Consider the following 26,558-nt stretch of genomic DNA (forward strand, 5'->3'; position numbering starts at 1 on the left):
CATTCAGCTAAAGGCCCCAATAAATGATAATGACGATTATTTCAAAAACTAGTGAAATAAATATTATCCAAATTATTTCTAACCTTAAAAAAGCATTCATTACGGTCCATTCTTTTATTTTTGCTAAGCGTCTAGCAACTTTCCAGTTGATAGGCACAAAAAACAATGAAAACAATAATCCAACGGAGAGTGAAATAGAAGAATGGATAACTCCTAAATTAGCAGTTAAATCAGCTACGGTATTGCCGATTATGTATATGGGAATACCTACCCATATAAAAAAGGTTAAGACCAATAATGGGATTACCATTATAACAATCATAAAATTCTTCTTCAGAACATCAAGATAAATTTTAGTATACATATATTCCCCCATAAGATTTATCCAAGTAACAACCACTCTTGCTATAAAACAGCCTGCTATCTAATCAGATGAAGTCCCACTAATATTTTAGCAAATTGTCGTAATAGGAGGAAATAAAGTAGACTTTCCTCACAGTATTATCAGAAAATGGTGTATTAATCCATCTTACTTGGAGGTGACATAAGAAAAGGGCAGCCTTTTTTTACAAGACGCTCAGGAACTGTATTTACCGTATAATCTCTCGGATCTAACTTCTCATCTACTTCCTCCCAAAACAAAGGTGTTGCGACAGTAGCTTCCTTGGTGGCTCGAGTAGAATAGGGAGCAATTATTGTCTTTCCCTCAGCGTGTTGTACATAGTCAATATAAAGACGATTTTTGCGTTTCTTTTTTAATCGTTCTATCGTAAAACAATCTGGATATTGTTGAACAAGCACTTCTGCTACAGCTCGCATAAAATCTCTCGTCTCCTCAAATGTCATCATTTTCTCTCGCAATGGTAAATGAATTTGTAGACCTGTCCTACCTGATGTTTTTATTAATGGAGTAAAACCTTCTCCTTCCACCATATCCTTAATCAAATGGGCGGCCATTACAGCATACGAAAAATACTCTAGACTTGGTGGATCGAGATCAAATACCATTTCATCAGGGTAAGCAGAGTGAACCGTTTGAAAAGGAATATGAAATTCTAATCCTCCATGATTACCGAACCATAACAAACTTTCAAGTGTATTACACAATAAATCCTTTTCCCCATCCTCAGATAAAATATAATCGATAAACTCAGGAGCATAATCAGGTAAATGCTTTTGATAAAAGGAATGTTGATCGATTCCATCAGGATAGCGGATCATCGTTAAACGTTTGTTTTGTAATCTAGGTAGTAAGAAAGGGGCGACATTCCTCAAATAGACAAGATAATCAAGTTTCGTGATCTGGGGAAATAGTTCTTTATTGGGCTTAGTTAAGTCAATTTCTTTAGGTAGCTGGGCTAACCCTAACCGAACCATCTCCACCGTACAATCTGTTGGAGATAGATCAAACCGAAAAGATCGAAAAACTGGTTCTCTTATCTCTCCGTCCTTCACATCTAAACAATTAATATCTATGCAAACACTAGGTGTTACGTACCAATGCGTGCCCTGTTTACGACCATTTGCTTGGATGAAATTAGTTAAGGTTTTTTTATCTTCTTGAGCAAAGCCATGTTTGATTTTTCCTAGTTCTTCATTCTTGTCTAATTTTACATCAAAATAATCATTTGTCAGATTCCATCCACTTATTACACCTTGTACAGTTCGATAATTTTTCCATTTTATCCATTGTCTCGTTCTTTTTCCTTCGATATAGGTTGAATGGATATTTTTTGCGACAATTCCCTCTGCTTGATGGAAGAAACTGATTTCTTCTATTTCATTGAGCTTCTTAAAGGAGTGAATGAGAAGTAGCTGCCTCTGCTCCACCGTGAATTGCTTAAATAATTGCTCTAATTGTTTTCTTCGGTCTAAAAGTGTTTGTGATTGAAGGGTTTGATCATTCAGCAGTAATAGGTCAAAACAGAGGAAGCTTACTGGTCGCTGTTTGCTTAATTGTTGTATTTTTACTTTAGAACGAGTTCTTCCTCTTGTCTGAATAGAAGAGAAGTTAGCTTGATATGGCGTTCTTAGGATAACAAGCTCTCCATCTAAAAAAATCGGAAGTTGCTTTTCAATATTCTTTTGGAGAATTAAACAAGTAGAGACGATTTCAGGAAATTGAAAGGTGAGATCCTTGCCATTACGGCTCCATAATGTGATCTTCTCTGCAGTCCACTCAATTCCGCAACGAAAGCCATCATATTTTATTTCATAGATCCAATCCTTCTGCTTATTTATTTCCTCAACAAGCGTCGGTAACATTGGTTTCCACATTGTCAACACCCTTTCTCCTTATATATTTGCTTATTTTTGAATTTTTATTAAGACATTGCAAATGCTAGGAATACAAGAGGAGTGATGAATGCATGCATACGATGTGGAAAGGTACGATAAGCTTCGGTTTAGTTAATATTCCGGTTAGTCTTCATTCCGCAACAGAGAACAAGGATATTTCTCTACGAAATCTTCATAAGGAATGTCATTCCCCATTAAAATATGAGAAAGTTTGTCCTGTTTGTGATAAGGAAGTAGGGAATGAAGATATTGTGAAGGGCTTTGAGTACACAACCAATAAATTTGTTATTTTAGAGGAAGAAGATTTAAAGGCGATTAAGGACGAAAAACAGGATAAAACTGTTGAAATCATGGATTTTATAAAATTAGAAGAAATTGATCCGATTTATTTTGATAGGAGTTATTATCTTTCACCAAATGAAGGTGGTACCAAAGCATATGCGTTATTACGAGAAGCTTTAAAAGATACGAAGAAAATCGGATTAGCTAAAATCACGATTCGTTCAAAGGAGCATTTAGCGATCATTCGTTTTTATCAAAACACACTTGTGATGGAAACCATTTATTTTCCTGATGAAGTGAGAGATTTTAAAGAGGTACCAAATGTTCCGGAAGAAACCGATGTAGCCGGAAAAGAACTTGATACGGCTAAAATGCTTATAGATCAATTAACAACAGAATTTGAACCGACCAAATATAAGGATGAATATCGTTCTGCATTACTTGAACTGATCGAGCGCAAGAAGAATGGTGAGGAGATCTCAACAGCGAAGGAACCGAAGAAAAAGGACAATGTAACAGATCTTATGGAAGCATTGGAGAAATCATTAAAGAAAACGAAAACTACTCAGAAGAAAGGTACAAAACGGAAGACAACCACCAAAAAGAAAAAATCGACGACAAAGACAGGATAATAAGAAGGAGGTTAGACGATGGATGCCAAAAGAGCACAAGAAATTGCGAATGCAAGCGAAATGTGTCAAGTTACTTATAATGGGACAAATGTCTATATTGAACATGTCGACCAAAATAGTGGAAAAGCGACTGTTCATCCATTAAATAATAAAACAAGCAAATGGAGTGTAACAGTAGACGAGCTATTAGAACAATAAAAAAGAAAACTCGGCATTACAAAAACTTAACAAAACTAATGCCGAGTTTTTTATATAGAAATACTATCCATATCTAGTAAACTGTAGTATAATTTAGGAGTAGTGAATGGAAGATTGTATATGTGCTTTTTCTGTGTGAAACTTTTCATGTGTTCCCTTAATTAAATGATGAAAAGGATTATCTGTATGAGCCTCTATCGCTGCTATACCAACCCCTGTAATACCACCCTTTACACAAACCTTTTCGATTAATTCCGGTAATGTAAATTGTTCTGTTGCTAGAAGCTTTCCAAAGCCAATAAACATTTTCTCCATTAGCAATGTGGCATCTTCTTTTGTGATTTCCGTTAATTCATTTGCATTCTCAATAAAACTTTGAGCTAAAAAGGCGAAAAATGCTGGTCCACAAGAAACAATATCAGAAGAAATCCTCACAATATCTTCCTTTATCTCCAGTGGTTCCGAAAAACTTCGACATCTCTTGATAAAAAGTTGCTTACGATCATGATCGATCTTTTCACTAAATGTTAGAAGTGAGACACCAGCAAGGGCTTGATTTGTAATGCTCGGAATCATTCTGGCTACCTGACAATCGACAAGGCTTTCAATCTCCTGAACAGATACCGGGCTTGTAATGGACACTAACAAATGATGTTGATTGAGTCGATGACTGATCTCTTTTAATAATGGAACCATATCCACTGGCTTTACACAGATAAATACAGTATCTACTGAGTCAATCAGTGTAAACGGATCATCTTTCACCTGGATATGAGGATATGTTTCCTTCAGCTCATATGCTCGCTCAACTGTTCGATTGGTTACAAATAAGTCTCTTTGATCCAATAACTTAGATTGTAGAAAGGCATGTATTAATACCTTTCCCATATTTCCCGTTCCGATGATTCCCCATTTCAATGTATTCGCCTCCCGCTTTTGTTTCAGTTTCCCACTTAGTGAAGGAAACAATCTTACCTTATTTTTATGATTAACTATACCATTCTATGATAAGGGGCTGATAATATGTATTGGTTAAAAAAATACTGGTATTTTGCTGTAATCATATTGGTTGTAGCTATTTGGATATACGTCAATCCTAGTGATACAAACCAATCAGAGAATTTTATAATGACAGAAAATACCGAAACAACTGTTGAAGAAATCGATCGTATAGAAAAGGGGAATGAAGAGCAAGTAGTCATGGTCGATGTGAAGGGTGAAATAGCAAAACCAGGCGTTTATCAAATGGAAGCAGTAGACAGAGTTCAGGATGTGATAAAGATCGCAGGAGGTTTAACTAAAAAAGGAGATCCGTCCGCAATAAACATGGCTGAACGTGTTTATGATGAGATGGTGATCATAATACCAAAGAAGGGAGAAGAGGGGAGTATTGGAGCTCAATCGGCAGTTCAATCAGACGGGAAAATTAAAATCAATACGGCTACAAAGGAAGAAATCATGCAAATACCAGGTATTGGGGAGGTAAAGGCAAATGCGATGATCGATTTCCGTGAGACGAATGGAAGGTTTGAAAAAATAGAGGACCTAACAAAGGTTAATGGTATTGGTGAAAAAACACTAGATAACATTCGCGATTTTGTTCAAATTCCTTAGCTCTTATTGACGCTTGTACAAGGAATCGGTACACTTTAAAAGATAGAAGTTTGAAAAACGAGGAGTGTAACCAATGGAAAGAATCTCATGGCATCAATATTTTATGGCACAAAGCCATTTGCTAGCATTAAGAAGTACGTGTGAGCGTTTAATGGTAGGGGCAACAATCGTTAGAGATAAACGTATTATTGCTGGAGGATACAATGGTAGTGTGTCAGGTAGTGTCCATTGCATTGATGAAGGCTGTTATGTGATTGATGGACATTGTGTGAGAACGGTTCATGCAGAAATGAATGCCCTTCTTCAATGTGCTAAATTCGGAGCACCGACTGAAGGTGCTGAGATTTATGTGACACATTTTCCTTGTCTTAATTGTTGTAAAGCAATTATTCAAAGTGGCATCAAAACCGTTTACTATGCAGCCGATTATAAAAATCATCCTTATGCTATTGAACTTTTTGAAGAGGCAAATGTAAAGGTGGAAAAAGTAGAGCTTGATCATCATACTATTGAGCTTATTCCAACTGTAAAATAAAATCTGATAGGAGGAGAAGGTTTGCTTGCTTGGATTCATTGGTTTGTGATTATTTATGTAATAGCGGTTTTTGCTAGAATGGATCAGAGTCCTTGGATCGTCCTCCTTCTTATCCCTCCTTTGATCTATTTTGTACGAACCCACAGAATGCCTCTCTGGTTAGTCTTTTCCTTACTCCTATGCTTTATTTTCTTCTATAATCAAACTCCTTCAACGGATAGACAAAATCTGGATTCCTCCCATAAGTCAATGATTCAGGGTGATATTATTTCTGAAGTCAACAAAACAGATACATATGTTTCTTTTTTGCTTAAAGAATATAGAAGCACCAACAAAGTGAAGGTTCAACTATTTCATCAAAACGAAAGAGCAGAAGATTTATTTATCCAAAAATTAAATAGGGGAAGTAGATGTCAACTAGTCGGTACATTTCAGGAGATGATAACAGCTACAAATCCTGGTCAGTTTGATTATCAACACTATTTGCATAATCAAGGCATAAGTAGTCAATTTCTAATTAATGATAGTACGGCATCGAATTGTAGCGAATCATCCTTTTATCAAATGCTTTATAATGCTCGAAATCAACTTTTGGAGCATCTGGGGGGTTACGTCAATCCTTTCACTTTTTCTTGGATCAATGCACTTCTATTTGGCAACAAAGATTTGTTATCAGATGAAACGATTACGTTGTTTCAAGATTGGAATCTTTCTCACTTATTAGCAATCTCTGGATTGCATGTTGGATTACTGATGACCTGTCTCTACTTTTTTGGCTTGTATATCGTAAAACTATCCGTAGAACGTATGCAGCTTATCCTCTTCTTATTTCTACCAATATATCCTCTTCTCTCTGGAGCTGCGCCTTCTGTATGGCGGGCAAGCCTTTTAGCATTGTTCCTGCTCGTGCTTCGAAAACTAAAGATAAAGCTCCCTACAACCAGTATACTAAGCATCGTCTTTTTTGTTATGGTGCTGACAAATCCTTATCATGTGTATTCTATTGCGTTTCAATTTAGTTTTATTGTTACGTATGCGATTTTGTTCTCTCGAAAGCTCCTATCAGGTGATATTGGATTTGTTTGGATTTCTCTACGGATTAGCTTTATCAGTCTCATGGTATTATTGCCTATTCAAATACAATTATTTTATCAATTCCAACCATTGTCTGTTTTAGTTAATTTAATAGTTGTCCCATATTTTACACTGTTTGTTTTACCTTTTTTATTGTTAATTTGTTTCAGTGCGATGATCCCTTCGTTTCTTCCGATATGGTCTCATGTATTTCAATTTATTCATTCCCATTTTCTAACATTGATGCGTTTGATTGATGAAGCCATTTCATGGTCTTGGACGATTGGCCAAATACCTAATCCATTGATAATTGGATACTATATTTGTTTGTTATTATTTTTACTTTATTTTGAGCAGGGAAAACAAATAAGAGCTTTTAGTTATGGTCTTGGGTTAGCGGTTTGCTTAGTATTAGCATCAATCCTTCCCTATCTTAATCCTTATGGATCAATCACCACACTTGATATTGGTCAAGGAGATGCTATTGTTATTGAATATCCCTATCGAAGAGGTGTCGTTATCATAGATGCGGGAGGTAAACTAAAGAAGCATTTTACTGAACCTTCTAGTGATGTCTATGATCAGATTATAGATGCATTTCTTCGGTATCGTGGTATAAGCGCGGTGGATGCCATGATCCTTTCCCATGCTGATCATGATCATATTGGAAGTGTTCCTTATATTCTTGACGATTATCAAGTGGATTACCTTATCACTTCCCCTTATTTTGATCAGAATTTGCTCAAACAATATCGTGAAAAGAATAAGCATTTTCAACATATAGAGGGGGAAGAGGGAAATAAATTACGTATTAAGGATCATATCTTTCATGTGCTGCATCCCTCTCTGGATAATGGTGATAAAAATGAAAATTCATTGGTTCTATATAGTAAATTTGGTGAGTTTAATTGGTTATTTACAGGAGATATCGGAGAAAAAAGTGAGCAATATTTAGCCTCGAACTATCCGTCTCTTCCTGTTGATGTTCTAAAAGTAGCTCATCATGGAAGTCATACATCTAGTTCTATTCCTTTTATTGAACAAATACAGCCTGAGGTAGGCATCATTTCTGTAGGAAGAAACAATGGCTATGGTCATCCTCATCCTAAAGTATTAAGGACATTGAAAAGAAGAAAGGTTCGAGTTTTTCGGACAGATAGGATGGGGGCGATTACTTTCCAATATGATGGAACCATTTCAACCTTTCTTCCATATGATAATGTAAAGTCTAAACGATAGAATTTTTATTGATATTTCCTCTATTTTCTATACCTGTATAGTATAATTTCACCATGCTAGAAGGTGCTGAAAAGTACGTAAGCAAAAAGAAGTAAGTTTAGCGAAATCATTGGTTTTGTCTAAATTAAAAAAACGAGACTTTTTGTCTCGCTTTTAAGAACCAATGGCATCAAATATAACCGCAATAAAGAAAATAATCATGAAAAATAGAAATGAAAAAATAAAACCAGCAGCTGCATCAAAAAGGTCATGACGCTTGGATTGAACTTCTTTTTCGAATTCGTTCATAATAGCATACCTCCTTATTTCAAAAAAATAGTTCCTTCATTCTACAGGATTCCCTTACTTAGCAAGAGTTAACACCAATATAATTCATCAATACGGTCAATCTATATAATAAGAAAAACATCGTAGCTTCGTTAGTTACCCGGGGCTAATGAAGTTGCGTTAATATAGATTGCGAAGGGAAGGTACTTTTCTTTCCCTTCTTTATTTTTGTCGATACAATTTAAGCACTTCCATTCAACCCAAAGTGCTGTTAAGCCCAATGTATATCTAATATAGTGGTTTTTTGGACTTCTGTTTCAAAAGTATGTAATCAATGAAGAAACCTTTTCTTAACATGAATCTTATTATACAATAAAACATATTTGTTTTTTTTTCAACACTTATTATACGTATATAATGGAATTTTTTATACATATTGGAGATGGAATCATGAGTTATTTAAATGTAATGGAACAAATAAAAAAGGGTCAATTTTCTCCTGTTTACTACATGCATGGAACAGAAACCTATATGATGGAAGCAGTTAAACAATCCCTTTTAAAGCATAGTATTGAGGAGGAAGACAGGGATACAAATGTGTCATTATATGACCTGGAGGAAATATCGATTCAAGATGTGATTAATGATACAAATACATTTCCCTTTTTAGGTGAAAAAAAATTAGTGATCGCCACTAATGCTAGCTTTTTGAAAGCAAAACCACCTAATCTTGATTTCACTCATCAAATAGAGACATTAATTAATTATATACAGAATCCAGCACCATATAGCATTCTTGTTTTAATAGCACCATATGAAAAAGTGGACGAAAGAAAGAAAGTAGTGAAACAATTAAAGAAGGAAGCAACTGTTATTTCTTGTGAACCGTTAAAAGAATGGAATATGAAAGAAGCCATTGAGAAGATTGCACAGGAGCATCAAGTAATTGTAAAGGAAGAGGTTGTGGAATATATACTGGAGGAAATAGGTACTAATCTGATGATAATAAGCTCCGAAATGGAAAAATTAGCGTTATATGTTGGTCCTGGCAATACGATTCGATTGGAAGAAGCAGAATTACTTCTTTCACATCAAGAAAATAGTACTGGCTTAAAATTAGTGGATGCCATTATTGAAAGTGATCTTGCAAAAGCAATTCATATCGCAAAAGATTTAGAAAAGATGAATGAAGACCCGATTGCACTTGTAGCTCTTGTTTCTTCTCAATTTCGAACATTGTTACATGTCAAATCATTGAAGCAAAAAGGATATAGTCAGCAGCAAATCGTAGGTCAACTTAAGATACATCCTTATGTTGCAAAGCTTTCTTTAAATAGGCAACAAAAATTTACCAAAGAAGAACTTCACCAAGCATTAACCATTCTTGCAGAAACTGATGCCCAAATTAAAACAGGAAAGGTTGATAAATCACTTGGCCTAGAACTTTTACTATACCAAATAATTCAGTTACGCCAAACGACAAGAGTATAAACAGAAAAAGAAACAAAGCAAAAACCTGCTTCCAATATGGGAAGCAGGCTTTTTTACTTTAGGCACTTAATTCATTAACTTTTTTCGCTAATCGTGACTTTTGACGATTCCCTTTGTTTTGATGAACTAAACCTTTTCTTACTGCTTTATCAATTTTTTTCACAGCTGTTTGAAGTGCTACCTTTGCATTTTCGACATCTTTACTTTCCACTAAAGCCTCAACTTTTTTAATATGTGAACGCATATCTGTTTTAATGGATTGATTGTGTAAACGGCGATCTTCGTTTGTACGTACACGTTTAATTGCAGATTTAATATTTGCCATTATCTTCACCTCCGTAAGCTTCGTACCATTTCATTTGTTAGGTCAAAAGACATTTTATCAAAGCTCGTCAAACTTTTCAATAAAAATTATTTCAAAAACTATATGCATCAATTCACAAGAGGCGGTAAAACTACTTTCAAGTTCAATCATATTTGAAGGAGGAGGACAAAAAATGGAAGAGGAAAAATTTGAAGTCCGTACCGATCTTGCAGTAGAAGCAAAAGATATGTATGTAGAGAAAGAAAATCAAACAGAAGATCGTATTAAAGGGGTGAAGATGAAAGAGGAAACCGATGGAAATATTCGGATTTCTTATGTCGAAATTAATGAAGAAGGCGCAAAGAAAATTGGGAAGAATCCAGGTTCCTATCGAACGGTTTACTCTGATGCGATCAAAAAGCAAGATACTGCACTACAAGAAGAGACCGCCAAAGTCATGGCAAAGCAACTTAGCGATTTAATGAAAAGAAATAAAATTGATAAGGAAGCTACCGGACTTGTTGTTGGGCTTGGCAACCGAAGTGTTACACCTGATGCCCTCGGCCCTCTTACGATTGAGAAAGTTTTAGTAACCAATCATTTATTTGAACATGAACCACAATATGTTGCAGATGGCTATCGAAGAGTTGCTTCAATTAATCCCGGAGTCATGGGTATTACAGGGATTGAAACGAGTGACATCATTAAAGGAGTAATTGATAAACTAAAGCCTGACTTTGTCATCGCAATTGATGCTTTAGCTTCTCGTTCCATGGAAAGAGTAAATACGACCATTCAATTATCAGACTCAGGCATCCATCCAGGATCTGGTGTTGGTAATAAACGAAAAGAATTGAGCAAGGACACATTAGGAATACCAGTTTTTGCAATTGGAGTTCCAACTGTAGTAGATGCTGTTACCATAACTAGTGATGCAATCGATTATGTATTTAAACATATAGGCAAAGAATTTCGAGAAAAAGATAACCCCTCTAAATCTTTAACTCCTGCTGGAATGAGCTTTGGAGATCGTTCTTTGTCAGAGGAAGATATGCCAAGTGTCGAAAAAAGAGAAAAAATTTTTGGGATGATTGGTTCACTCAATGATCATGAAAAAAGAGCATTAATGCGAGAGGTATTGACTCCACTTGGTCACAACCTTATGGTCACACCAAAGGAAGTGGATGGCTATATGAAGGACATGGCTCATTTATTGGCACAAGCAATTAATGCTAGTCTCCATGATAAAGTGACGATCCGAAATTTCGGTACGTACACTCGTTAGCAGAATAACCTTATCACAAGCTGCTGTAATAATAAAAAAATTCTCGGCAGAAAGGTTCTACTTTCTATTGATCGCTCATACATTCTAGTAAATGTAATAGAGCTAATAGAAAGGGGAACAACATGCGCCGAAAAATTAGCCGTAATAGACGTGTATTATTACTTTCTAAACATAAAGTGTTTGTTATTCTATCGTTCTTCATTGCAGGCTTTTTTGCCGTCTTCATTCTTGTAGGCATCATGACTAGCTTAGAGCCGAATTACCGTGTATCTTCATCCACTGTTAAGAAATGGACAACAAATGTTGATGAAATTCATTTTCTTTCATTGATGTTGTTAGAGAACCGACTATTTAAAGAGGCAATTCCTGAGGATAAAGCAGAATTCTCGCCATGGAAGTTCATATTTGAAGTAGGTACGAATATAAGACTGCATGATGTACGAAGCTTAGTTAGCCGAGAGCTTCCAGGCTTTGACCTCTATGATCGACAAATTCTGATCGCGGGGGAGGGAACCGATTATACGAATTTAACCGTGGAATCGACACCTCCTCTGGATATTGTCCTAGAAGAAAGAGAAGCAACCGTCCCAGAAGAAAAGAAAGAACAAGAAAAACCAGCAGAAAAAGAACCGAAACAACAAACGACTGGAGAGAAAGAGGTTGTATTTATTTATAATACACACAATCGAGAATCTTTCCTTCCATATTTACCGAAAACAGATAATCCAAATGATGCCTTTCATCCAGAAGTAAATATTACGAAAGTTAGTGATCAGCTAGCAAAGGATTTAGAGAGAAATGGAATTGGCTCAACTGTTGACCATACGGATATTGGTTCGATTTTAGTGGATAAAGGTTGGAACTACTCTACTCATTCCTACACTGCCTCTAAAGAAGTAGTAGAGACAGCGCTACAATCGAACAAGGATCTTAATTTTGTCTTTGATATTCACCGCGATAGTATGAGAGCAGATGTCACGACAAAGGAAATCAACGGAAAAGAATATGCCAAAATAATGTTTGTCATTGGTGGAGACAACCCTAATCACGAAAAGAATTCTGCTTTAGCTGCCGCTCTCCATGAAAAGCTAGAGAAAAAATATCCTGGCTTAAGCAGAGGGGTGGAGATGTATGCCGGGGCCGGACGCAATGGTGTATATAACCAAGATGTTTCTGAAAATGCGCTAACCATTGAAATGGGGGGCGTAGATAACACAATGGAGCAGCTTTATAACACGACTGAAGTTTTTGCAGAGGTTTTTAGCGAATACTACTGGAATGCGGAAAAAGTATCTACAGAATAGGGGAGATTAATGTGAAGTTTCTATCCTTTTTATTAGTAATATGCGTCATATTTTCATTTGGACTATATGTTGGTATGGACCGCACGGATTCTACAAAAGCAGTGAGTCATCAAGAAGAAGTGATCGATAAAGGTAAACAAGATGATGATGTAGTAGATCGTGAAGATATTATTGATGAAATTAATGGAGATGTACCAGAAGTGGGTACCCCAGGCAATTCTCCACTATTTGCGGTTGCAAATAGTGGAGAAGAAATAGTGAGTAAGGTATGTAATAAAATTGTTGGTGTTACACATGCGATCATAGATGAATTATTTTAAAGGCATCCTCATATTTTTGATTGAACATCGTTCCTTTCACTGCTATAATCTATCCTAGTATATTGTGCTTGTCACATAGGAGTTGAATGATATTGACTAACGTAAGAAATCAGAGTAAGGTACGAAATTTTTCTATTATTGCCCATATCGATCACGGTAAATCAACACTAGCTGATCGAATATTAGAAAAAACTCAAGCACTAACGGCGCGTGAAATGAAGGAACAGTTTCTAGATGCTATGGACCTAGAGCGTGAACGTGGTATCACGATAAAACTAAATGCTGTCCAGTTAAAATATCAGCGTGAGGATGGAGAAGAGTATTTGTTCCATCTCATTGATACTCCAGGGCATGTCGATTTTACATATGAAGTATCACGAAGTCTTGCTGCATGTGAAGGAGCTATCCTAGTAGTAGATGCCGCCCAAGGAATAGAAGCACAAACGCTAGCAAATGTCTACTTAGCGTTAGATAATGATCTGGAAATTATTCCGGTTATTAATAAGATTGATTTACCTAGTGCAGATCCTGGTAGAGTAAAACAGGAAATAACAGATGTGATCGGGATCGATGGGGAAGAAGCTATTTTAGCAAGTGCTAAATCTGGAATCGGCATTGAAGAGATATTAGAAGAAATTGTAGAACGAATACCAGCTCCTGTTGGTGACCCAGAAGAGCCGCTTAAAGCATTAATCTTTGATTCATTATATGATCCCTATCGTGGTGTAGTTGCTTATGTTTGTATAAAAGAAGGATCTGTTAAAGTTGGCGACAAGATCAAAATGATGGCTACAGGAAAAGAATTTGAAGTCAATGAAGTAGGGGTATTTAATCCGAAGCCAATCAAACAGGATAAATTGACGGTTGGCGATGTCGGTTATTTAACAGCATCGATTAAAAATGTTGGTGATACAAGAGTTGGGGATACGATTACTCATGCAAATCGCCCAGCAGAAGAAGCTTTACCAGGTTATCGTAAGTTAAACCCGATGGTATTTTGTGGATTATACCCCGTTGATGCGGACAAATATAATGATTTGCGAGAAGCTTTAGAGAGATTAGAATTGAACGATTCTTCTTTACAATATGAAGCGGAAACCTCTCAAGCATTGGGATTTGGCTTCCGTTGTGGATTTTTAGGTCTATTACATATGGAGATTATCCAGGAACGAATTGAGAGGGAATTCGGTATTGATCTAATCACAACAGCACCAAGTGTTATTTACAAGGTGATTAAGACAGATGATGAAGAACTAACTATTGATAATCCATCCTTTATGCCAGATAACCAATCCATCAAAGAGGTGCAAGAGCCTTATGTAAAAGCAACGGTGATGGTACCAAATGACTTTGTTGGTCCAGTTATGGAGATTTGTCAGAAGAAGCGTGGGGATTTCATTAATATGGATTATTTAGACGAGAATCGTGTTAATGTTGTTTACGAAATCCCATTATCCGAAATCGTCTATGATTTCTTTGATCAGTTAAAATCACAGACAAAGGGCTATGCATCATTTGATTATGAATTGATTGGCTATAAGCCTTCTAACCTCGTGAAAATGGATATTTTATTAAATGGGGATACAATTGACGCACTTTCCTTTATTGTTCATCGAGATTTTGCATTTGAGCGTGGGAAGCAAATAGCTGACAAACTAAAAACATTGATTCCAAGGCAGCAATTTGAAGTGCCAATTCAAGCAGCCATCGGTAATAAAATTGTCGCAAGAACGAACATTAAGGCAATGCGTAAAAACGTATTAAGTAAGTGCTATGGTGGTGACATCTCTAGAAAACGGAAATTGCTCGAAAAGCAAAAGGAAGGTAAAAAACGCATGAAAATGGTGGGTTCTGTGGAAGTTCCACAAGAAGCCTTCATGGCAGTATTGAAAATGGATGATGAATAGGAGAAAAACCCTTGTCATAAAGGCAAGGGTTTTACACTGTTAGAAAAGGGGGAAGGCATCATGATAACATCAGCGTATATTCATATACCTTTTTGTGAAAAAATATGTCATTATTGTGATTTCACTAAATTCTTCTATGAAGAAAAAATGGCAGACGAATATTTAGTTGCACTAGAAAACGAAATAGCAACAACGATAAATAAACCGAGGCAAAAAATGAAGACAATATTTGTGGGTGGTGGTACACCTACAGCATTAAATAATCGGCAATTATTGAAGCTTGTTCAAATGATTGAGCATTATTTTGATGTGGATCAAGTCAGTGAGTACACCTTTGAAGCAAATCCGGGTGATTTAACTAAAGAAAAGATTAAAATCTTAAAAAACCATGGCGTTACACGTATTTCCATGGGAGTGCAAGTCATGGATGATAAAATGTTGGAACAATTAGGAAGACTTCATCGTATCAAAGACGTTTACCAAAATGTTAATGACTTAATACAAATCGGTTTAACGAACATTAGCATTGATTTAATGTATAGCTTGCCAAATCAGAGCTTTGAAGGCTTCTCGAAAACACTAGAGGAAGCACTGCAATTTAACCTTCCTCATTATTCGGCTTACTCGCTCCAAATCGAGCCTAAAACTATCTTTTATCAGCGTTATAAAAAAGGTACCCTTACAAAGCCCCCAGAAGAAATAGAGGCAGACATGTATGAACATTTACGTAAGGAGATGAGAGACCACGGGGTATATCAGTATGAAATTAGCAATTTTGCTAAGCCCGGATATGAAAGTAAGCATAATCTAACTTACTGGAATAATGAATATTATTATGGCTTCGGAGCTGGTTCTCATGGATATTTACCAGGAAAGCGTGTGATCAATATTAGACCACATCCACAATATGTTCAAGCAGCAATCGATACAGGAAAGCCTGTATTACATGTCGAAGAGATCGGTTTAAAGGAACGGATAGAAGAGGAAATGTTTCTTGGCCTACGGAAAAGTGGAGGAGTTTCACTAGATCAATTTGAGCGTAAATATCAGTTGAAAATGGAAACACTATATAAGGAAGAACTGATTACTCTCCAACAAAGAGGATGGGTTATCATCGATGAAGGCTTTATTCGTTTAACAGAAGAAGGTAAACCTTTTGGAAATGAAGTGTTCCAAGCATTTTTAATGGACTCAAATAAATTAGAGTTTCTTCATTGACAATTAACGATCGATTTGATAATTTATTAATAGATTTAGCACTCGTGATATAAGAGTGCTAACAGAGGTGATCATCGATGCTAACAGATAGGCAGCTACAAGTTTTACAAGTCATTATTGATGAATTCATCCAAACAGCACAGCCGATTGGATCGAGAGCTATTGCGAAAAAGGAACAAGTTACTTTTAGCCCCGCAACGATCAGAAATGAAATGGCTGACCTAGAGGAGCTTGGATTCATCGAGAAAACTCATACTTCATCTGGTCGTGTGCCTTCTGAAAAGGGATATCGTTTTTATGTGGACCATTTGCTCTCACCATTTCAATTGTCTAATAAAGAGTTGTCACTGATTACAAATGCCTTTGAAAGAGAGTTGTTGGAATTTGAGAAGGTTGTACAGAAGTCAGCGCGAGTATTGTCTGATTTAACGAATTACACTTCGATTATTCTAGGACCTGAGGTATTTAAGACAACATTAAAGCAAATTCAAATTATTAGCCTTTCGGATAATACCGCTGTCGCAATTTTAGTCACAAATGCTGGTCATGTAGAGCATCGTCATTTTACAATACCACAGTCAATGCAAGCTACCGATATCGAGAAGCTTGTTAATATATTGAATTCGCGGTTAATCGGTGTGCCAATTATTAGACTACAAGAGAAATTATACGGTGAGGTTGCTGAACTTCTTCAACAATTTAGCAGTGATTTTGAAGCAACCTATGCCTATTTAAAAGAAGCATTATTAGAGAAAAAACCTGTTAAGCTGTACATGGATGGTAAGACAAATATACTATTACAGCCCGAATTTAATGATATCCACAAAATTCAATCTTTATATACTGTTATGGAAAAAGAAGACGAAATGGCCAACATATTAAGAAGCTCACATAAAGGCATTAAGGTATCGATTGGTCAAGAGAACAAATTAGATGAAATGCAGGATTGTAGTTTAATTACAGCTACCTATTCCTTAGGAGGAGAGCAATTAGGCACTATTGCTTTACTAGGGCCGACAAGAATGGAGTACTCTAGGGTAATCTCTCTGTTAAATGTACTTTCTAAACGATTGACTAAAACGTTTAATTCTTGGTACTAGTTTCCATATAATTATCCATCAATAGAGAAAGGAAGCGAATAGAAAACACCTTTCTCTGCTATGGTTTTTATTTGCTTTTTTTAGTAAGGTATGTTTTGCTATACAATGGTTCTTTAGGAGGTGACAGGAATGGAAGAAAAAGATCTACAAAATAATGAAGCAGAAAATAATGAACAATCAGAAAATATTGAGGAAGAAGTAGTTCAAGATGTAGAGCAAGAGATTGTAGAAGAAGAAAACATAGAACAAGCACAAGTCGAAATAGCTGACTACGAAAAGCTGCAGGAAGAGAAAGCACAACTAGAGGATCGTCTTCTACGAATACAGGCTGAATATGATAATTTTAGAAAAAGAACAAAAAAAGAAAAAGAAGCAGACTTAAAATATAAATCCCAAGCAATTGTAACGGAACTCTTGCCGGTGATCGATAATTTTGATCGAGCACTAGCCGTCGATATTGAAGACGAGCAGGCAAAAAGTGTCGTGGAAGGCTTGGAGATGGTGTACCGTCAATTGAAAACCGTTCTAGAAAATGAAGGTGTAAAAGAAATTGAAACTGAAAATCAAATGTTTGATCCACACCTTCACCAAGCGGTAATGCAAGTTTCAGAAGATGGTTTCGAATCTAATCAGATTGTGGAAACCTTACAAAAAGGTTATCAATTAAAGGATAAAGTAATTAGACCAGCAATGGTAAAGGTAAACCAATAACTACATAGCTATGTGAAGGAGTGTTTTTTATGGGTAAAATTATTGGAATTGACTTAGGTACAACAAACTCATGTGTTGCAGTAATGGAAGGTGGAGAAGCAAAGGTTATTCCTAACCCTGAAGGTAACCGTACTACTCCATCTGTCGTATCATTTAAAAATGGTGAACGTCAAATTGGGGAGGTTGCAAAACGTCAAGCAATTACAAACCCTAATACGATTCAATCAATTAAGCGTCACATGGGAACAGATTACAAAGTAGAAATTGAAGGAAAAGAGTATACTCCTCAAGAAATTTCTGCGATCATCTTACAGCACTTGAAGTCATATGCAGAAGATTATTTAGGGGATACTGTCGATAAAGCAGTTATTACAGTTCCTGCATATTTCAATGATGCTGAACGTCAAGCGACAAAAGATGCTGGTAAAATTGCTGGACTTGAAGTAGAGCGTATTATTAACGAGCCGACAGCTGCTGCGCTTGCATATGGAATAGACAAAGCAGACCAAGACCAAACCGTCCTTGTTTATGATCTTGGTGGTGGTACATTTGATGTTTCTATACTTGATATTGGTGAAGGTACTTTTGAAGTAGTTGCAACTGCTGGCGACAATCGTCTTGGTGGTGACGATTTTGATGAAGTATTAATCAATTATATGGTCGAAGAATTCAAGAAAGAGAATGGTATTGATTTATCTCAAGATAAAATGGCCCTACAACGCCTTAAAGATGCGGCAGAAAAGGCGAAGAAAGATCTTTCAGGTGTTACTCAAACACAAGTATCACTACCATTTATTACGGCAGGAGATGCAGGTCCATTACACTTAGAAATGAACATTACAAGAGCTAAATTTGATGAGCTTTCTTCTGATTTAGTCGAGCGTACAATGGAACCAACGCGTAAAGCATTACGTGATGCCGACCTTTCTGCTAGTGAAATTAATAAAGTTATTCTTGTTGGTGGTTCTACACGGATTCCAGCCGTCCAAGAAGCGATTGAAAAAGAAATTGGTAAAGAACCGTCTAAAGGGGTAAACCCAGATGAAGTAGTAGCAGCAGGTGCTGCAATTCAAGGTGGGGTCCTGCAGGGTGATGTCAAAGACGTTGTATTACTTGATGTTACACCACTTTCATTAGGTATTGAAACAATGGGTGGAGTGACAACAAAATTAATCGAGAGAAATACAACCATCCCAACAAGTCATTCTCAAGTGTTCTCAACAGCTGCAGATAACCAAACAGCAGTAGACATTCATGTATTACAAGGGGAACGCGAGATGGCTCAAGACAACAAGACATTAGGTCGTTTTCAATTAACTGATATCCCACCAGCTCCAAGAGGGGTTCCTCAAATCGAAGTTTCCTTCGATATTGATGCAAATGGTATTGTCAATGTACGTGCTAAAGATCTTGGTACAAACAAAGAACAATCTATTACGATTAAGTCTTCCTCTGGTCTTTCTGATGATGAAGTAGAAAAAATGGTCAAAGAAGCAGAAGAAAATGCAGAGGCAGATAAAAAACGTCGTGAGGAAATTGAATTACGTAATGAAGCAGATCAATTAGTGTTCCAAACAGAAAAAACATTAAAGGATCTCGGTGATAATGTAACCGATGAAGAAAAGCAAAAAGCAGAAGCAGCTAAGGACGAACTGAAAAAAGCGCTAGAGGACAATGATCAAGAACAGATTAAAGCGAAGAAAGAAGCTTTAGAGGAGCAAGTTCAAGCATTGACGGTTAAATTGTATGAACAAGCCCAACAACAAGCACAAGCGGATCAAAGTGGTGACCAAGCGCAAAATTCAGATGATGATGTTGTAGACGCGGATTACGAAGAAGTAGACGACGAGGATAAAAAGTAAGCAGTTATAGGAGAAAAGAAAGTCAAAGTCAAAATTAATGGCTTTGGCTTTTTCCTTGCCAGATCAAAAAAATATAGAATTACAAGTATAAAGGATGATCAGCCGAGAAGTAAACAGCTTATGGCACATATACTGTTGAAGATAATCGGAAGCTTATTTTGTTTGCTTACAATGGATATTCAATGTTATGATTAGTTTTATGCAATAATGACCGGGAGCGTGATTTATCAGTGAGTAAAAGAGATTATTACGAAGTGCTTGGTGTTTCCAAGGATGCATCAAAAGATGAAATCAAAAAGGCTTATCGTAAGCTTGCGCGTAAATATCACCCAGATGTAAACAAAGAAGAAGGAACTGATCAAAAGTTTAAAGAAGTCAAAGAAGCGTATGAAGTTTTAAGCAATGAGCAAAAACGCCAGCAATATGACCAATTTGGGCATGCAGGTCCACAAGGTCAAGGATTCGGAGGCTTTGGTGGAGGCGAAGACTTTGGTGGTTTTGGAGATATCTTTGATATGTTCTTCGGCGGTGGCGGCAGAAGAGATCCTAATGCACCACGTCAGGGAAATGATTTACAATATACCATGACACTTGATTTTGAGGAAGCTATTTTCGGTAAAGAAACCGATATTCATATTCCGAAAGAAGAAACTTGCTCTACGTGTAATGGATCAGGAGCAAAGCCAGGAACAAGCCCTAAAACATGTTCACATTGTAATGGAAGTGGTCAGTTAAATGTAGAACAAAACACTCCATTTGGAAGAGTGGTAAATAGAAGGGTTTGTCATCACTGCCAAGGTTCAGGTAAGATCATTACAGATAAATGTTCTACGTGTGGTGGGAAAGGAAAAGTCAATCAACGTAAGAAAATACATGTTAAAATTCCAGCAGGTATAGATGATGGTCAACAAATTCGCGTTTCAGGCCAAGGAGAGCCAGGGAAAAACGGTGGCCCTGCAGGAGATTTATACGTAGTCTTTCAAATAAAGCCTCACGAATTTTATCAAAGAGAAGGAGATCATATTTATTGTGAAATGCCGATAACTTTTGCTCAGGCCGCTCTAGGTGATGAGATTGAAGTACCAACCCTTCATGGCAAGGTGAAATTAAAAGTACCAGCAGGAACTCAAACTGGTAAGACCTTCCGTTTAAAAGGTAAAGGTGCTCCAAATGTTCGCGGCTATGGTCAAGGTGATCAGCATATCCAAATTCGTGTCATTACTCCACAAAATTTAAATGAACGTCAAAAAGAACTCTTAAGAGAGTTTAATGAGATTAGTGGCAATCAACCAACAGATGAACACGAGGACTCCTTTTTCCAGAGAGTAAAGCGAGCTTTTAAAGGGGAGTAGGCGTATACCCAGTCGAATAAAATATTTTATAAAGTGAGTTGATCTGTTTGAAGTGGACAGAGCTTTCGATCTATACGACAAATGAGGCAATTGAACCGATCTCCAATATTCTGCATGAAGCGGGTGCAAGTGGTGTTGTGATTGAAGATCAACAGGATTTATTTACTGAAAGAGATGATGAATTCGGAGAAATCTATGAGCTCAATCCAGAGGACTATCCAGAAGAAGGCGTTCGATTAAAGGCCTATTTACCTGTTAATAGTTTTCTAGGAGAAACTGTTTCAGAAATTAAACAAGCAATTAACAATCTATTGCTATATAATATCGACATTGGATTGAACAAAATTACGTTAAGTGAAGTAAACGAAGAGGATTGGGCTACTGCATGGAAAAAATATTATAAACCAGTTAAAATCTCTGAAAGAATCACGATCACCCCAACATGGGAAGATTACCAGCCTGTCTCTTCAGATGAATTGATCATTGAGCTTGATCCTGGTATGGCGTTTGGTACAGGCACACATCCTACAACTGTTCTTAGCATTCAAGCTTTAGAAAGACTAATAAAGGCAGAAGATGTGGTGCTTGATGTAGGATGTGGTTCTGGTGTGTTGAGCATTGCTTCGATTTTACTTGGGGCGGAAAAGGTTTATGCTTACGATTTAGACGATGTCGCAGTACAAAGCACGAAATTGAATGTGAAAGTAAATAAGGTTAGTGATTATGTAACGGTTAAACAAAATAATTTATTAGATCATATAACTATCCAACCAAATATTATTGTAGCGAATATATTAGCTGAGATTATTCTCCGTTTTGAGCGTGATGCGTATCGCTTACTCCAGCCAGGTGGAATGTTTATTACATCAGGCATTATCCAAGCCAAAAGACAACAAGTAGAATCAGGTTTAGAAGCTGCTGGCTTTGAAATTATGGAAGTCAACCAAATGGAAGACTGGATTTCCATTATCGCAAAAAAACCGGAAGAGAGTAGGTAGATCATGCAACGATATTTTGTACAGGCTGACAAATGGACAGAATATAAGGTATCGTTAAATGGCGATGACTTTCATCATGTTGTAAATGTCATGCGGATGGTTGTTGGAGATATCATCCTTTGTAGCCACCCAGATGGAATGACAGCTAAATGCAAAATTCAACATATTGGAACGGAAACAGTAAATGCTAAAATAATAGAATGGATAGCAGATTCTGCTGAATTACCTATTAAAGTTTCCATTGCTCAAGGCTTACCAAAAGGTGACAAATGGGAGTATATTTTGCAAAAAGCGACAGAATTAGGCGCTTCCGAATTAATTGCTTTTCAAGGAGATCGCTCTGTTGTAAAGTGGGATGAAAAAAAAGTAATTAAAAAAAGACCTCGCTGGGAAAAAATTGTGAAAGAAGCGAGTGAACAAGCACACCGTAATAAAATTCCAACCGTTTCAGGGGTTTGGACGTTCGATAGTCTATTGGAAAGAAGTGTCCATTATGACTGTAAATTTTTTGCTTATGAAGAAGAAGTGAGAGATCGTCAAAGCAAGAAATTACACGACTACTTTTCCAATATAAATCAAGGAGCTTCTATACTTATTTGTATTGGTCCTGAAGGTGGTTTTTCTGAGCAAGAAGCAACTCTTTTAAAGAAATCATCCTTTCAACCGGTGCGTTTTGGACCAAGAATATTGCGAACAGAAACTGCGCCACTTTATGCATTGTCTAGTTTATCCTATTATTTTGAAGAAATGAGGTGATCCAATGCCTACAGTTGCATTTCATACATTAGGTTGTAAAGTGAATCATTATGAAACAGAAGGTATTTGGCAGAAATTTAAAAACGAAGGCTATGAACGTGTAGAATTCGATCACCATGCAGATGTTTACGTTATTAATACTTGTACTGTAACGAATACTGGTGATAAAAAAAGTCGGCAAATTATCAGGCGTGCTGTTAGGAGTAATCCTGAGGGTATTGTATGTGTAACAGGTTGCTATGCTCAAACGTCACCTGGAGAAATCATGGAAATTCCAGGTGTAGATATTGTGGTTGGAACCCAAGATCGCGGAAAGATGATTCAATATATCGAGGAACATCAAGAGCATCGTGAGCCTATTAATGGTGTTTCTAATATTATGAAAAATAGAATGTTTGAGGAGATGGATGTCCCAGCCTTTACGGATCGAACACGTGCTTCATTAAAAATACAAGAAGGCTGTAACAATTTTTGTACCTTCTGTATTATCCCATGGTCAAGGGGATTACTTCGTTCAAGGGATCCGGAGAATGTGTTAAAGCAAGCGCGACAGCTTGTAGAAGCTGGTTATAAAGAAATTGTTTTAACAGGGATTCATACTGCTGGCTATGGTGAGGATATGAAAGACTATAATTTTGCTCAATTATTACGTGATTTAGAAGCAAAGGTAAAAGGTTTAAAACGAATCCGAATTTCTTCTATTGAGGCAAGTCAGATTACTGATGAAGTGATTGAGGTACTTGATCAATCAAAGAAAATTGTTCCACATCTTCACATTCCATTACAGTCTGGATCAGATACCGTATTAGAGCGGATGCGTCGTAAATATTCCACTGATTTTTACCGGAAGCGTGTCGCGAAAATTCAAAATGCATTGCCGAATCTTGCTATTACATCTGATGTAATTGTTGGCTTTCCTGGAGAAACAGATGAGGAGTTTCAAGAAACTGTTGATTTCATCAAAGAGATTGGATACTCTGAATTGCATGTATTTCCATTCTCTAAACGAACCGGGACTCCTGCTGCAAGAATGGATAATCAAGTAGATGAAGAATTGAAAAATAATCGCGTACAGAAATTAATAGACCTATCAAATGAACAAGCCTTTGCCTATGCGAAGCGATATGAGGACGAGGTAATAGAAGTTATTCCTGAAGAAACGATGGATGAAAATCATCCAAACATGCTTGTCGGTTATTCTGATAACTATTTGAAGGTTAGATTCGAAGGAACAAAGGATATGATTGGTGAAATAGTAAGAGTGAAGATTACGAAAGCTGGCTACCCGTATAATGATGGTAAATTTGTTCGTGTGATGGATGATGCAACATTACAAGTATAATGGAAAATAAACATAAAATTGTTGACCTAACAATAGTACTATATTATAATTGCTAGGAGACATATGTAGCCATTTTTGTACATATGTTAGATTAATTTTTGTTGTATGCTTCGGAGGGAGGGAAATTGCATGTCTAACACAACTCGCGTTCGTAAAAACGAGTCACTTGAAGATGCTCTTCGTCGCTTTAAACGTAGTGTATCAAAATCTGGTACATTATCTGAATATCGTAAGCGTGAATTTTATGAAAAACCTAGTGTTCGCCGTAAGAAAAAATCGGAGGCAGCTAGAAAGCGTAAATTTTAAAGAGGGTGTATGAATCAATGGCAATCGTTGAACTTTTGAACCAGGATATGAAACAGGCGATGAAGGACAAAGATAAATTAAAATTAGGCGTAATAAGAATGGTCAAAGCATCGATTCAGAATGAAGCCATTAAGTTAAAGAAGGATGCATTGTCAGAAGATGAAGAATTAACGGTTTTAGCTAGAGAGCTGAAACAACGAAATGATTCCCTCCATGAATTTAAAGAAGCTGGACGCGATGATCTTGTAAGTAAAACAGAAGAAGAAATCAAAATACTACAAGCATATATGCCTGAGCAACTATCTGACGAGGAATTAGAGCAAATAGTTGTACAGACAATTGATGAAGTTCAAGCAGAATCCATGAAAGATATGGGAAAAGTGATGAGTGCTTTAATGCCTAAGGTTAAAGGTAAGGCAGAAGGAGCAAGAGTGAACCAATTTGTTCAAAAGCATTTAAAATAAATGATAAGAATACATTGATTCCTTTTAAATATCACAATATTTAGGCCTTTTCTCTGAGCCTAATTTAATAAGATTATATTATTCCAAATATAAACTGTGAATGTGAGAGAGTAACCACCCTCTTAGCATTCACAGTTTATTTTTTAGGAATGGAACTATTTCTGTTGCTAATAAAATGGCTACTTATTCATAGCACATAATAAATTTTAGTAAAACAAAAATCAAATGTTGTAGGATATTTTTCCTTCCGCAATGAAAATATGGTAAACTGTATGCGATTAGTCTTTTTTGTTTAAATTTTGAAACCTTTTACAGCTTTCAATCGTAAATGTAAAATAGCCTGAAAAGAAGGGAGGAGGGAATTTGTCACGTATCCTATTAAAAGCAAGTGCAATGGTTTTTATACTTTTTAGCTGTTTAAGCTTTTTTACCTATATTCAAGCTGCTGAAGGAGAGGGAAAGCTAGTCTATGTTATTCCTATCGAAGACACAGTTGAAAGAGGTTTAGAGGCATTTGTTAAACGGACAACAAATGAAGCGAAAGAAGCAAGTGCTGATCACATTATATTTGAAATCAATACACCTGGTGGCAGGGTAGATGCAGCCAAAAATATTGGCGAGATATTACAAGACTTAGAGATTGAAACGACTTCCTTTGTAACGGTAGAAGCATTATCTGCAGGGTCTTATTTAGCCCTCAACACTGACAATATATATATGAAACCCCAAGCAAGCATGGGAGCTAGTGGTGTCATTAATTCAGATGGAACTGCTGCAGATAAAAAAGCTCAATCAGCATGGATCGCCAGTATGAAAAGTGCTGCAAGCTCTAAGGATCGGGATCCGCTTTATGCGGAAGCAATGGCCAATGCTAATGTCGACTTACCAGATTATGGTGCGCCAAAAGGCGAGTATTTAACCTTAGATGCAGAAACCGCAGTAGAGATTGGTTATGCAGAAGACATAGTAGATCATCGAACTGCATTATTACATAGCTTATCGCTTTCTGATGCTGAAGTGGTTGAAACGAGTCCTACATTTGCCGAAGGTCTTGCTCGTTTCCTAACAAATCCAGTTGTTGTACCGATCTTGTTATCCCTTGCAAGTATTGGACTTGTTGTAGAATTGTATTCACCTGGTTTCGGTATTCCTGGTTCCATTGGCTTAGTATCTTTAATCCTGTTTTTTTACGGCCATATTATTGCAGGTCTTGCCGGATATGAGGCGATAGTTCTATTAATATTAGGAATTGTCTTGATTATAATCGAAATATTTGCACCTGGTGGCATTTTGGGATTTATCGGCCTTGCGGCTATTGTTGTATCCCTGTTTATGTCAACAGACAATATAGGTCAGATGTCGATCAGTATTTTAATTGCCATTTCATTAGCAATTATTGTAGCGGTTGTTCTGTTTAAAACGATTGGACTTGAGAAGGGAATCTTTCGACATGTCATATTAAACGATGCAACCACAACAGAGCTTGGTTATGTATCAACAGTAAATCGAAAAGAACTAATCGGTCGAGAAGGGATAGCAGTGACACCTCTTCGACCCTCAGGAACAGCTGAATTCAACGATGAGCGTTTAGATGTTGTTTCAGAAGGGGCTTTTATTGACATGAGTCGACCTGTTAAAATCGTCAAAGTAGAAGGTTCCCGAATTGTGGTAAGACCAATAAAAAATGATTAGGAGGAAA

General features: G+C 36.7%; 25 protein-coding genes and 1 pseudogene. 21 read left to right on the forward strand and 5 right to left on the reverse strand.

Going from position 1 to position 26,558, the window contains the following annotated elements; genetic code table 11:
- Positions 1–7: 7 nt before the first annotated feature.
- Entirely contained in the window at positions 8–364 is a 357-nt protein-coding gene (locus tag DLJ74_RS08395) for a hypothetical protein (RefSeq protein WP_109984135.1), read from the reverse strand.
- 155 nt (positions 365–519) lie between these two features.
- Positions 520–2,277: a DNA ligase D gene (gene ligD, locus DLJ74_RS08400; RefSeq protein WP_245902320.1), complete on the reverse strand. Its 1,758-nt coding sequence runs from the start codon at positions 2,275–2,277 to the stop codon at positions 520–522.
- Positions 2,278–2,369: 92 nt separating this feature from the next.
- Between ligD and ku the strand changes: the two genes are divergently transcribed.
- Together ku and DLJ74_RS08410 are read left to right on the forward strand one after the other, a co-directional pair.
- Positions 2,370–3,212, forward strand: coding sequence for a non-homologous end joining protein Ku (gene ku, locus DLJ74_RS08405; RefSeq protein ID WP_109984137.1), 843 nt, complete (start codon positions 2,370–2,372; stop codon positions 3,210–3,212).
- A gap of 18 nt (positions 3,213–3,230) precedes the next feature.
- Entirely contained in the window at positions 3,231–3,410 is a 180-nt protein-coding gene (locus DLJ74_RS08410) for an H-type small acid-soluble spore protein (RefSeq protein WP_054859251.1), read from the forward strand.
- Positions 3,411–3,503: 93 nt separating this feature from the next.
- On the opposite strand, the gene comER is transcribed toward DLJ74_RS08410, so the two are convergent.
- Positions 3,504–4,328, reverse strand: coding sequence for a late competence protein ComER (gene comER, locus DLJ74_RS08415; RefSeq protein ID WP_109984138.1), 825 nt, complete (start codon positions 4,326–4,328; stop codon positions 3,504–3,506).
- 105 nt (positions 4,329–4,433) lie between these two features.
- Between comER and DLJ74_RS08420 the strand changes: the two genes are divergently transcribed.
- The 3 genes and pseudogenes from DLJ74_RS08420 to DLJ74_RS08430 all read left to right on the forward strand — a co-directional run bounded on the left by DLJ74_RS08420 (position 4,434) and on the right by DLJ74_RS08430 (position 7,872).
- Positions 4,434–5,024 carry a helix-hairpin-helix domain-containing protein gene (locus DLJ74_RS08420; protein WP_109984139.1) on the forward strand — a complete coding sequence of 197 codons (591 nt, stop codon included), beginning with the start codon at positions 4,434–4,436 and terminating at the stop codon, positions 5,022–5,024.
- 73 nt (positions 5,025–5,097) lie between these two features.
- Positions 5,098–5,541 (forward strand): annotated as a pseudogene (locus DLJ74_RS08425) (ComE operon protein 2); the annotation flags it as partial.
- 39 nt (positions 5,542–5,580) lie between these two features.
- A complete protein-coding gene (locus DLJ74_RS08430; protein ID WP_109984141.1) occupies positions 5,581–7,872 on the forward strand; it encodes a DNA internalization-related competence protein ComEC/Rec2 in 2,292 nt (763 codons plus the stop codon).
- Positions 7,873–8,025: 153 nt separating this feature from the next.
- On the opposite strand, the gene DLJ74_RS08435 is transcribed toward DLJ74_RS08430, so the two are convergent.
- Positions 8,026–8,160, reverse strand: coding sequence for a YqzM family protein (locus DLJ74_RS08435; RefSeq protein WP_109984142.1), 135 nt, complete (start codon positions 8,158–8,160; stop codon positions 8,026–8,028).
- Between the two features lie 429 nt (positions 8,161–8,589).
- Here DLJ74_RS08435 and holA point away from each other — a divergent pair, with 429 nt between their 5' ends.
- Entirely contained in the window at positions 8,590–9,630 is a 1,041-nt protein-coding gene (gene holA, locus DLJ74_RS08440) for a DNA polymerase III subunit delta (protein WP_109984143.1), read from the forward strand.
- 58 nt (positions 9,631–9,688) lie between these two features.
- On the opposite strand, the gene rpsT is transcribed toward holA, so the two are convergent.
- Positions 9,689–9,955: a 30S ribosomal protein S20 gene (rpsT, locus tag DLJ74_RS08445; RefSeq protein ID WP_109984144.1), complete on the reverse strand. Its 267-nt coding sequence runs from the start codon at positions 9,953–9,955 to the stop codon at positions 9,689–9,691.
- Positions 9,956–10,127: 172 nt separating this feature from the next.
- Here rpsT and gpr point away from each other — a divergent pair, with 172 nt between their 5' ends.
- The 15 genes from gpr to DLJ74_RS08520 all read left to right on the forward strand — a co-directional run bounded on the left by gpr (position 10,128) and on the right by DLJ74_RS08520 (position 26,551).
- A complete protein-coding gene (gpr, locus tag DLJ74_RS08450) occupies positions 10,128–11,219 on the forward strand; it encodes a GPR endopeptidase (protein WP_109984145.1) in 1,092 nt (363 codons plus the stop codon).
- 122 nt (positions 11,220–11,341) lie between these two features.
- Positions 11,342–12,523 carry a stage II sporulation protein P gene (gene spoIIP / locus DLJ74_RS08455; RefSeq protein ID WP_109984146.1) on the forward strand — a complete coding sequence of 394 codons (1,182 nt, stop codon included), beginning with the start codon at positions 11,342–11,344 and terminating at the stop codon, positions 12,521–12,523.
- A gap of 11 nt (positions 12,524–12,534) precedes the next feature.
- Positions 12,535–12,843 (forward strand): hypothetical protein, encoded by a 309-nt coding sequence (locus DLJ74_RS08460; RefSeq protein ID WP_054787732.1) that lies wholly within the window; start codon positions 12,535–12,537, stop codon positions 12,841–12,843.
- An 86-nt stretch (positions 12,844–12,929) separates the two neighbouring features.
- Positions 12,930–14,750 (forward strand): translation elongation factor 4, encoded by a 1,821-nt coding sequence (lepA, locus tag DLJ74_RS08465; RefSeq protein WP_109984147.1) that lies wholly within the window; start codon positions 12,930–12,932, stop codon positions 14,748–14,750.
- A 60-nt stretch (positions 14,751–14,810) separates the two neighbouring features.
- Positions 14,811–15,968 (forward strand): radical SAM family heme chaperone HemW, encoded by a 1,158-nt coding sequence (hemW, locus tag DLJ74_RS08470; RefSeq protein ID WP_109984148.1) that lies wholly within the window; start codon positions 14,811–14,813, stop codon positions 15,966–15,968.
- Positions 15,969–16,045: 77 nt separating this feature from the next.
- Entirely contained in the window at positions 16,046–17,068 is a 1,023-nt protein-coding gene (hrcA, locus tag DLJ74_RS08475) for a heat-inducible transcriptional repressor HrcA (RefSeq protein WP_109984149.1), read from the forward strand.
- Positions 17,069–17,197: 129 nt separating this feature from the next.
- Positions 17,198–17,779 (forward strand): nucleotide exchange factor GrpE, encoded by a 582-nt coding sequence (gene grpE, locus DLJ74_RS08480; RefSeq protein WP_054859258.1) that lies wholly within the window; start codon positions 17,198–17,200, stop codon positions 17,777–17,779.
- 29 nt (positions 17,780–17,808) lie between these two features.
- Positions 17,809–19,641 carry a molecular chaperone DnaK gene (dnaK, locus tag DLJ74_RS08485; RefSeq protein WP_109984150.1) on the forward strand — a complete coding sequence of 611 codons (1,833 nt, stop codon included), beginning with the start codon at positions 17,809–17,811 and terminating at the stop codon, positions 19,639–19,641.
- Between the two features lie 230 nt (positions 19,642–19,871).
- Complete coding sequence (gene dnaJ / locus DLJ74_RS08490; protein WP_054787731.1) at positions 19,872–20,993, forward strand: molecular chaperone DnaJ; 1,122 nt, start codon at positions 19,872–19,874, stop codon at positions 20,991–20,993.
- Between the two features lie 47 nt (positions 20,994–21,040).
- Positions 21,041–21,991, forward strand: coding sequence for a 50S ribosomal protein L11 methyltransferase (gene prmA, locus DLJ74_RS08495; protein ID WP_109984151.1), 951 nt, complete (start codon positions 21,041–21,043; stop codon positions 21,989–21,991).
- 3 nt (positions 21,992–21,994) lie between these two features.
- Positions 21,995–22,747, forward strand: coding sequence for a 16S rRNA (uracil(1498)-N(3))-methyltransferase (locus tag DLJ74_RS08500; RefSeq protein WP_109984152.1), 753 nt, complete (start codon positions 21,995–21,997; stop codon positions 22,745–22,747).
- A gap of 4 nt (positions 22,748–22,751) precedes the next feature.
- The gene (gene mtaB, locus DLJ74_RS08505) at positions 22,752–24,089 is read left to right on the forward strand and encodes a tRNA (N(6)-L-threonylcarbamoyladenosine(37)-C(2))-methylthiotransferase MtaB (RefSeq protein ID WP_109984153.1); all 1,338 of its coding nucleotides are present in this window, start codon (positions 22,752–22,754) and stop codon (positions 24,087–24,089) included.
- Between the two features lie 129 nt (positions 24,090–24,218).
- A complete protein-coding gene (gene rpsU / locus DLJ74_RS08510) occupies positions 24,219–24,395 on the forward strand; it encodes a 30S ribosomal protein S21 (RefSeq protein WP_018931586.1) in 177 nt (58 codons plus the stop codon).
- A gap of 17 nt (positions 24,396–24,412) precedes the next feature.
- Complete coding sequence (locus DLJ74_RS08515; RefSeq protein ID WP_054859261.1) at positions 24,413–24,859, forward strand: GatB/YqeY domain-containing protein; 447 nt, start codon at positions 24,413–24,415, stop codon at positions 24,857–24,859.
- A 393-nt stretch (positions 24,860–25,252) separates the two neighbouring features.
- Positions 25,253–26,551 carry an NfeD family protein gene (locus tag DLJ74_RS08520; RefSeq protein WP_109984592.1) on the forward strand — a complete coding sequence of 433 codons (1,299 nt, stop codon included), beginning with the start codon at positions 25,253–25,255 and terminating at the stop codon, positions 26,549–26,551.
- The last annotated feature ends 7 nt before the right edge of the window (positions 26,552–26,558 follow it).

The sequence above is a fragment of the Gracilibacillus dipsosauri genome, from assembly GCF_003176895.1.
Lineage (GTDB): Bacteria > Bacillota > Bacilli > Bacillales > Amphibacillaceae > Gracilibacillus > Gracilibacillus dipsosauri.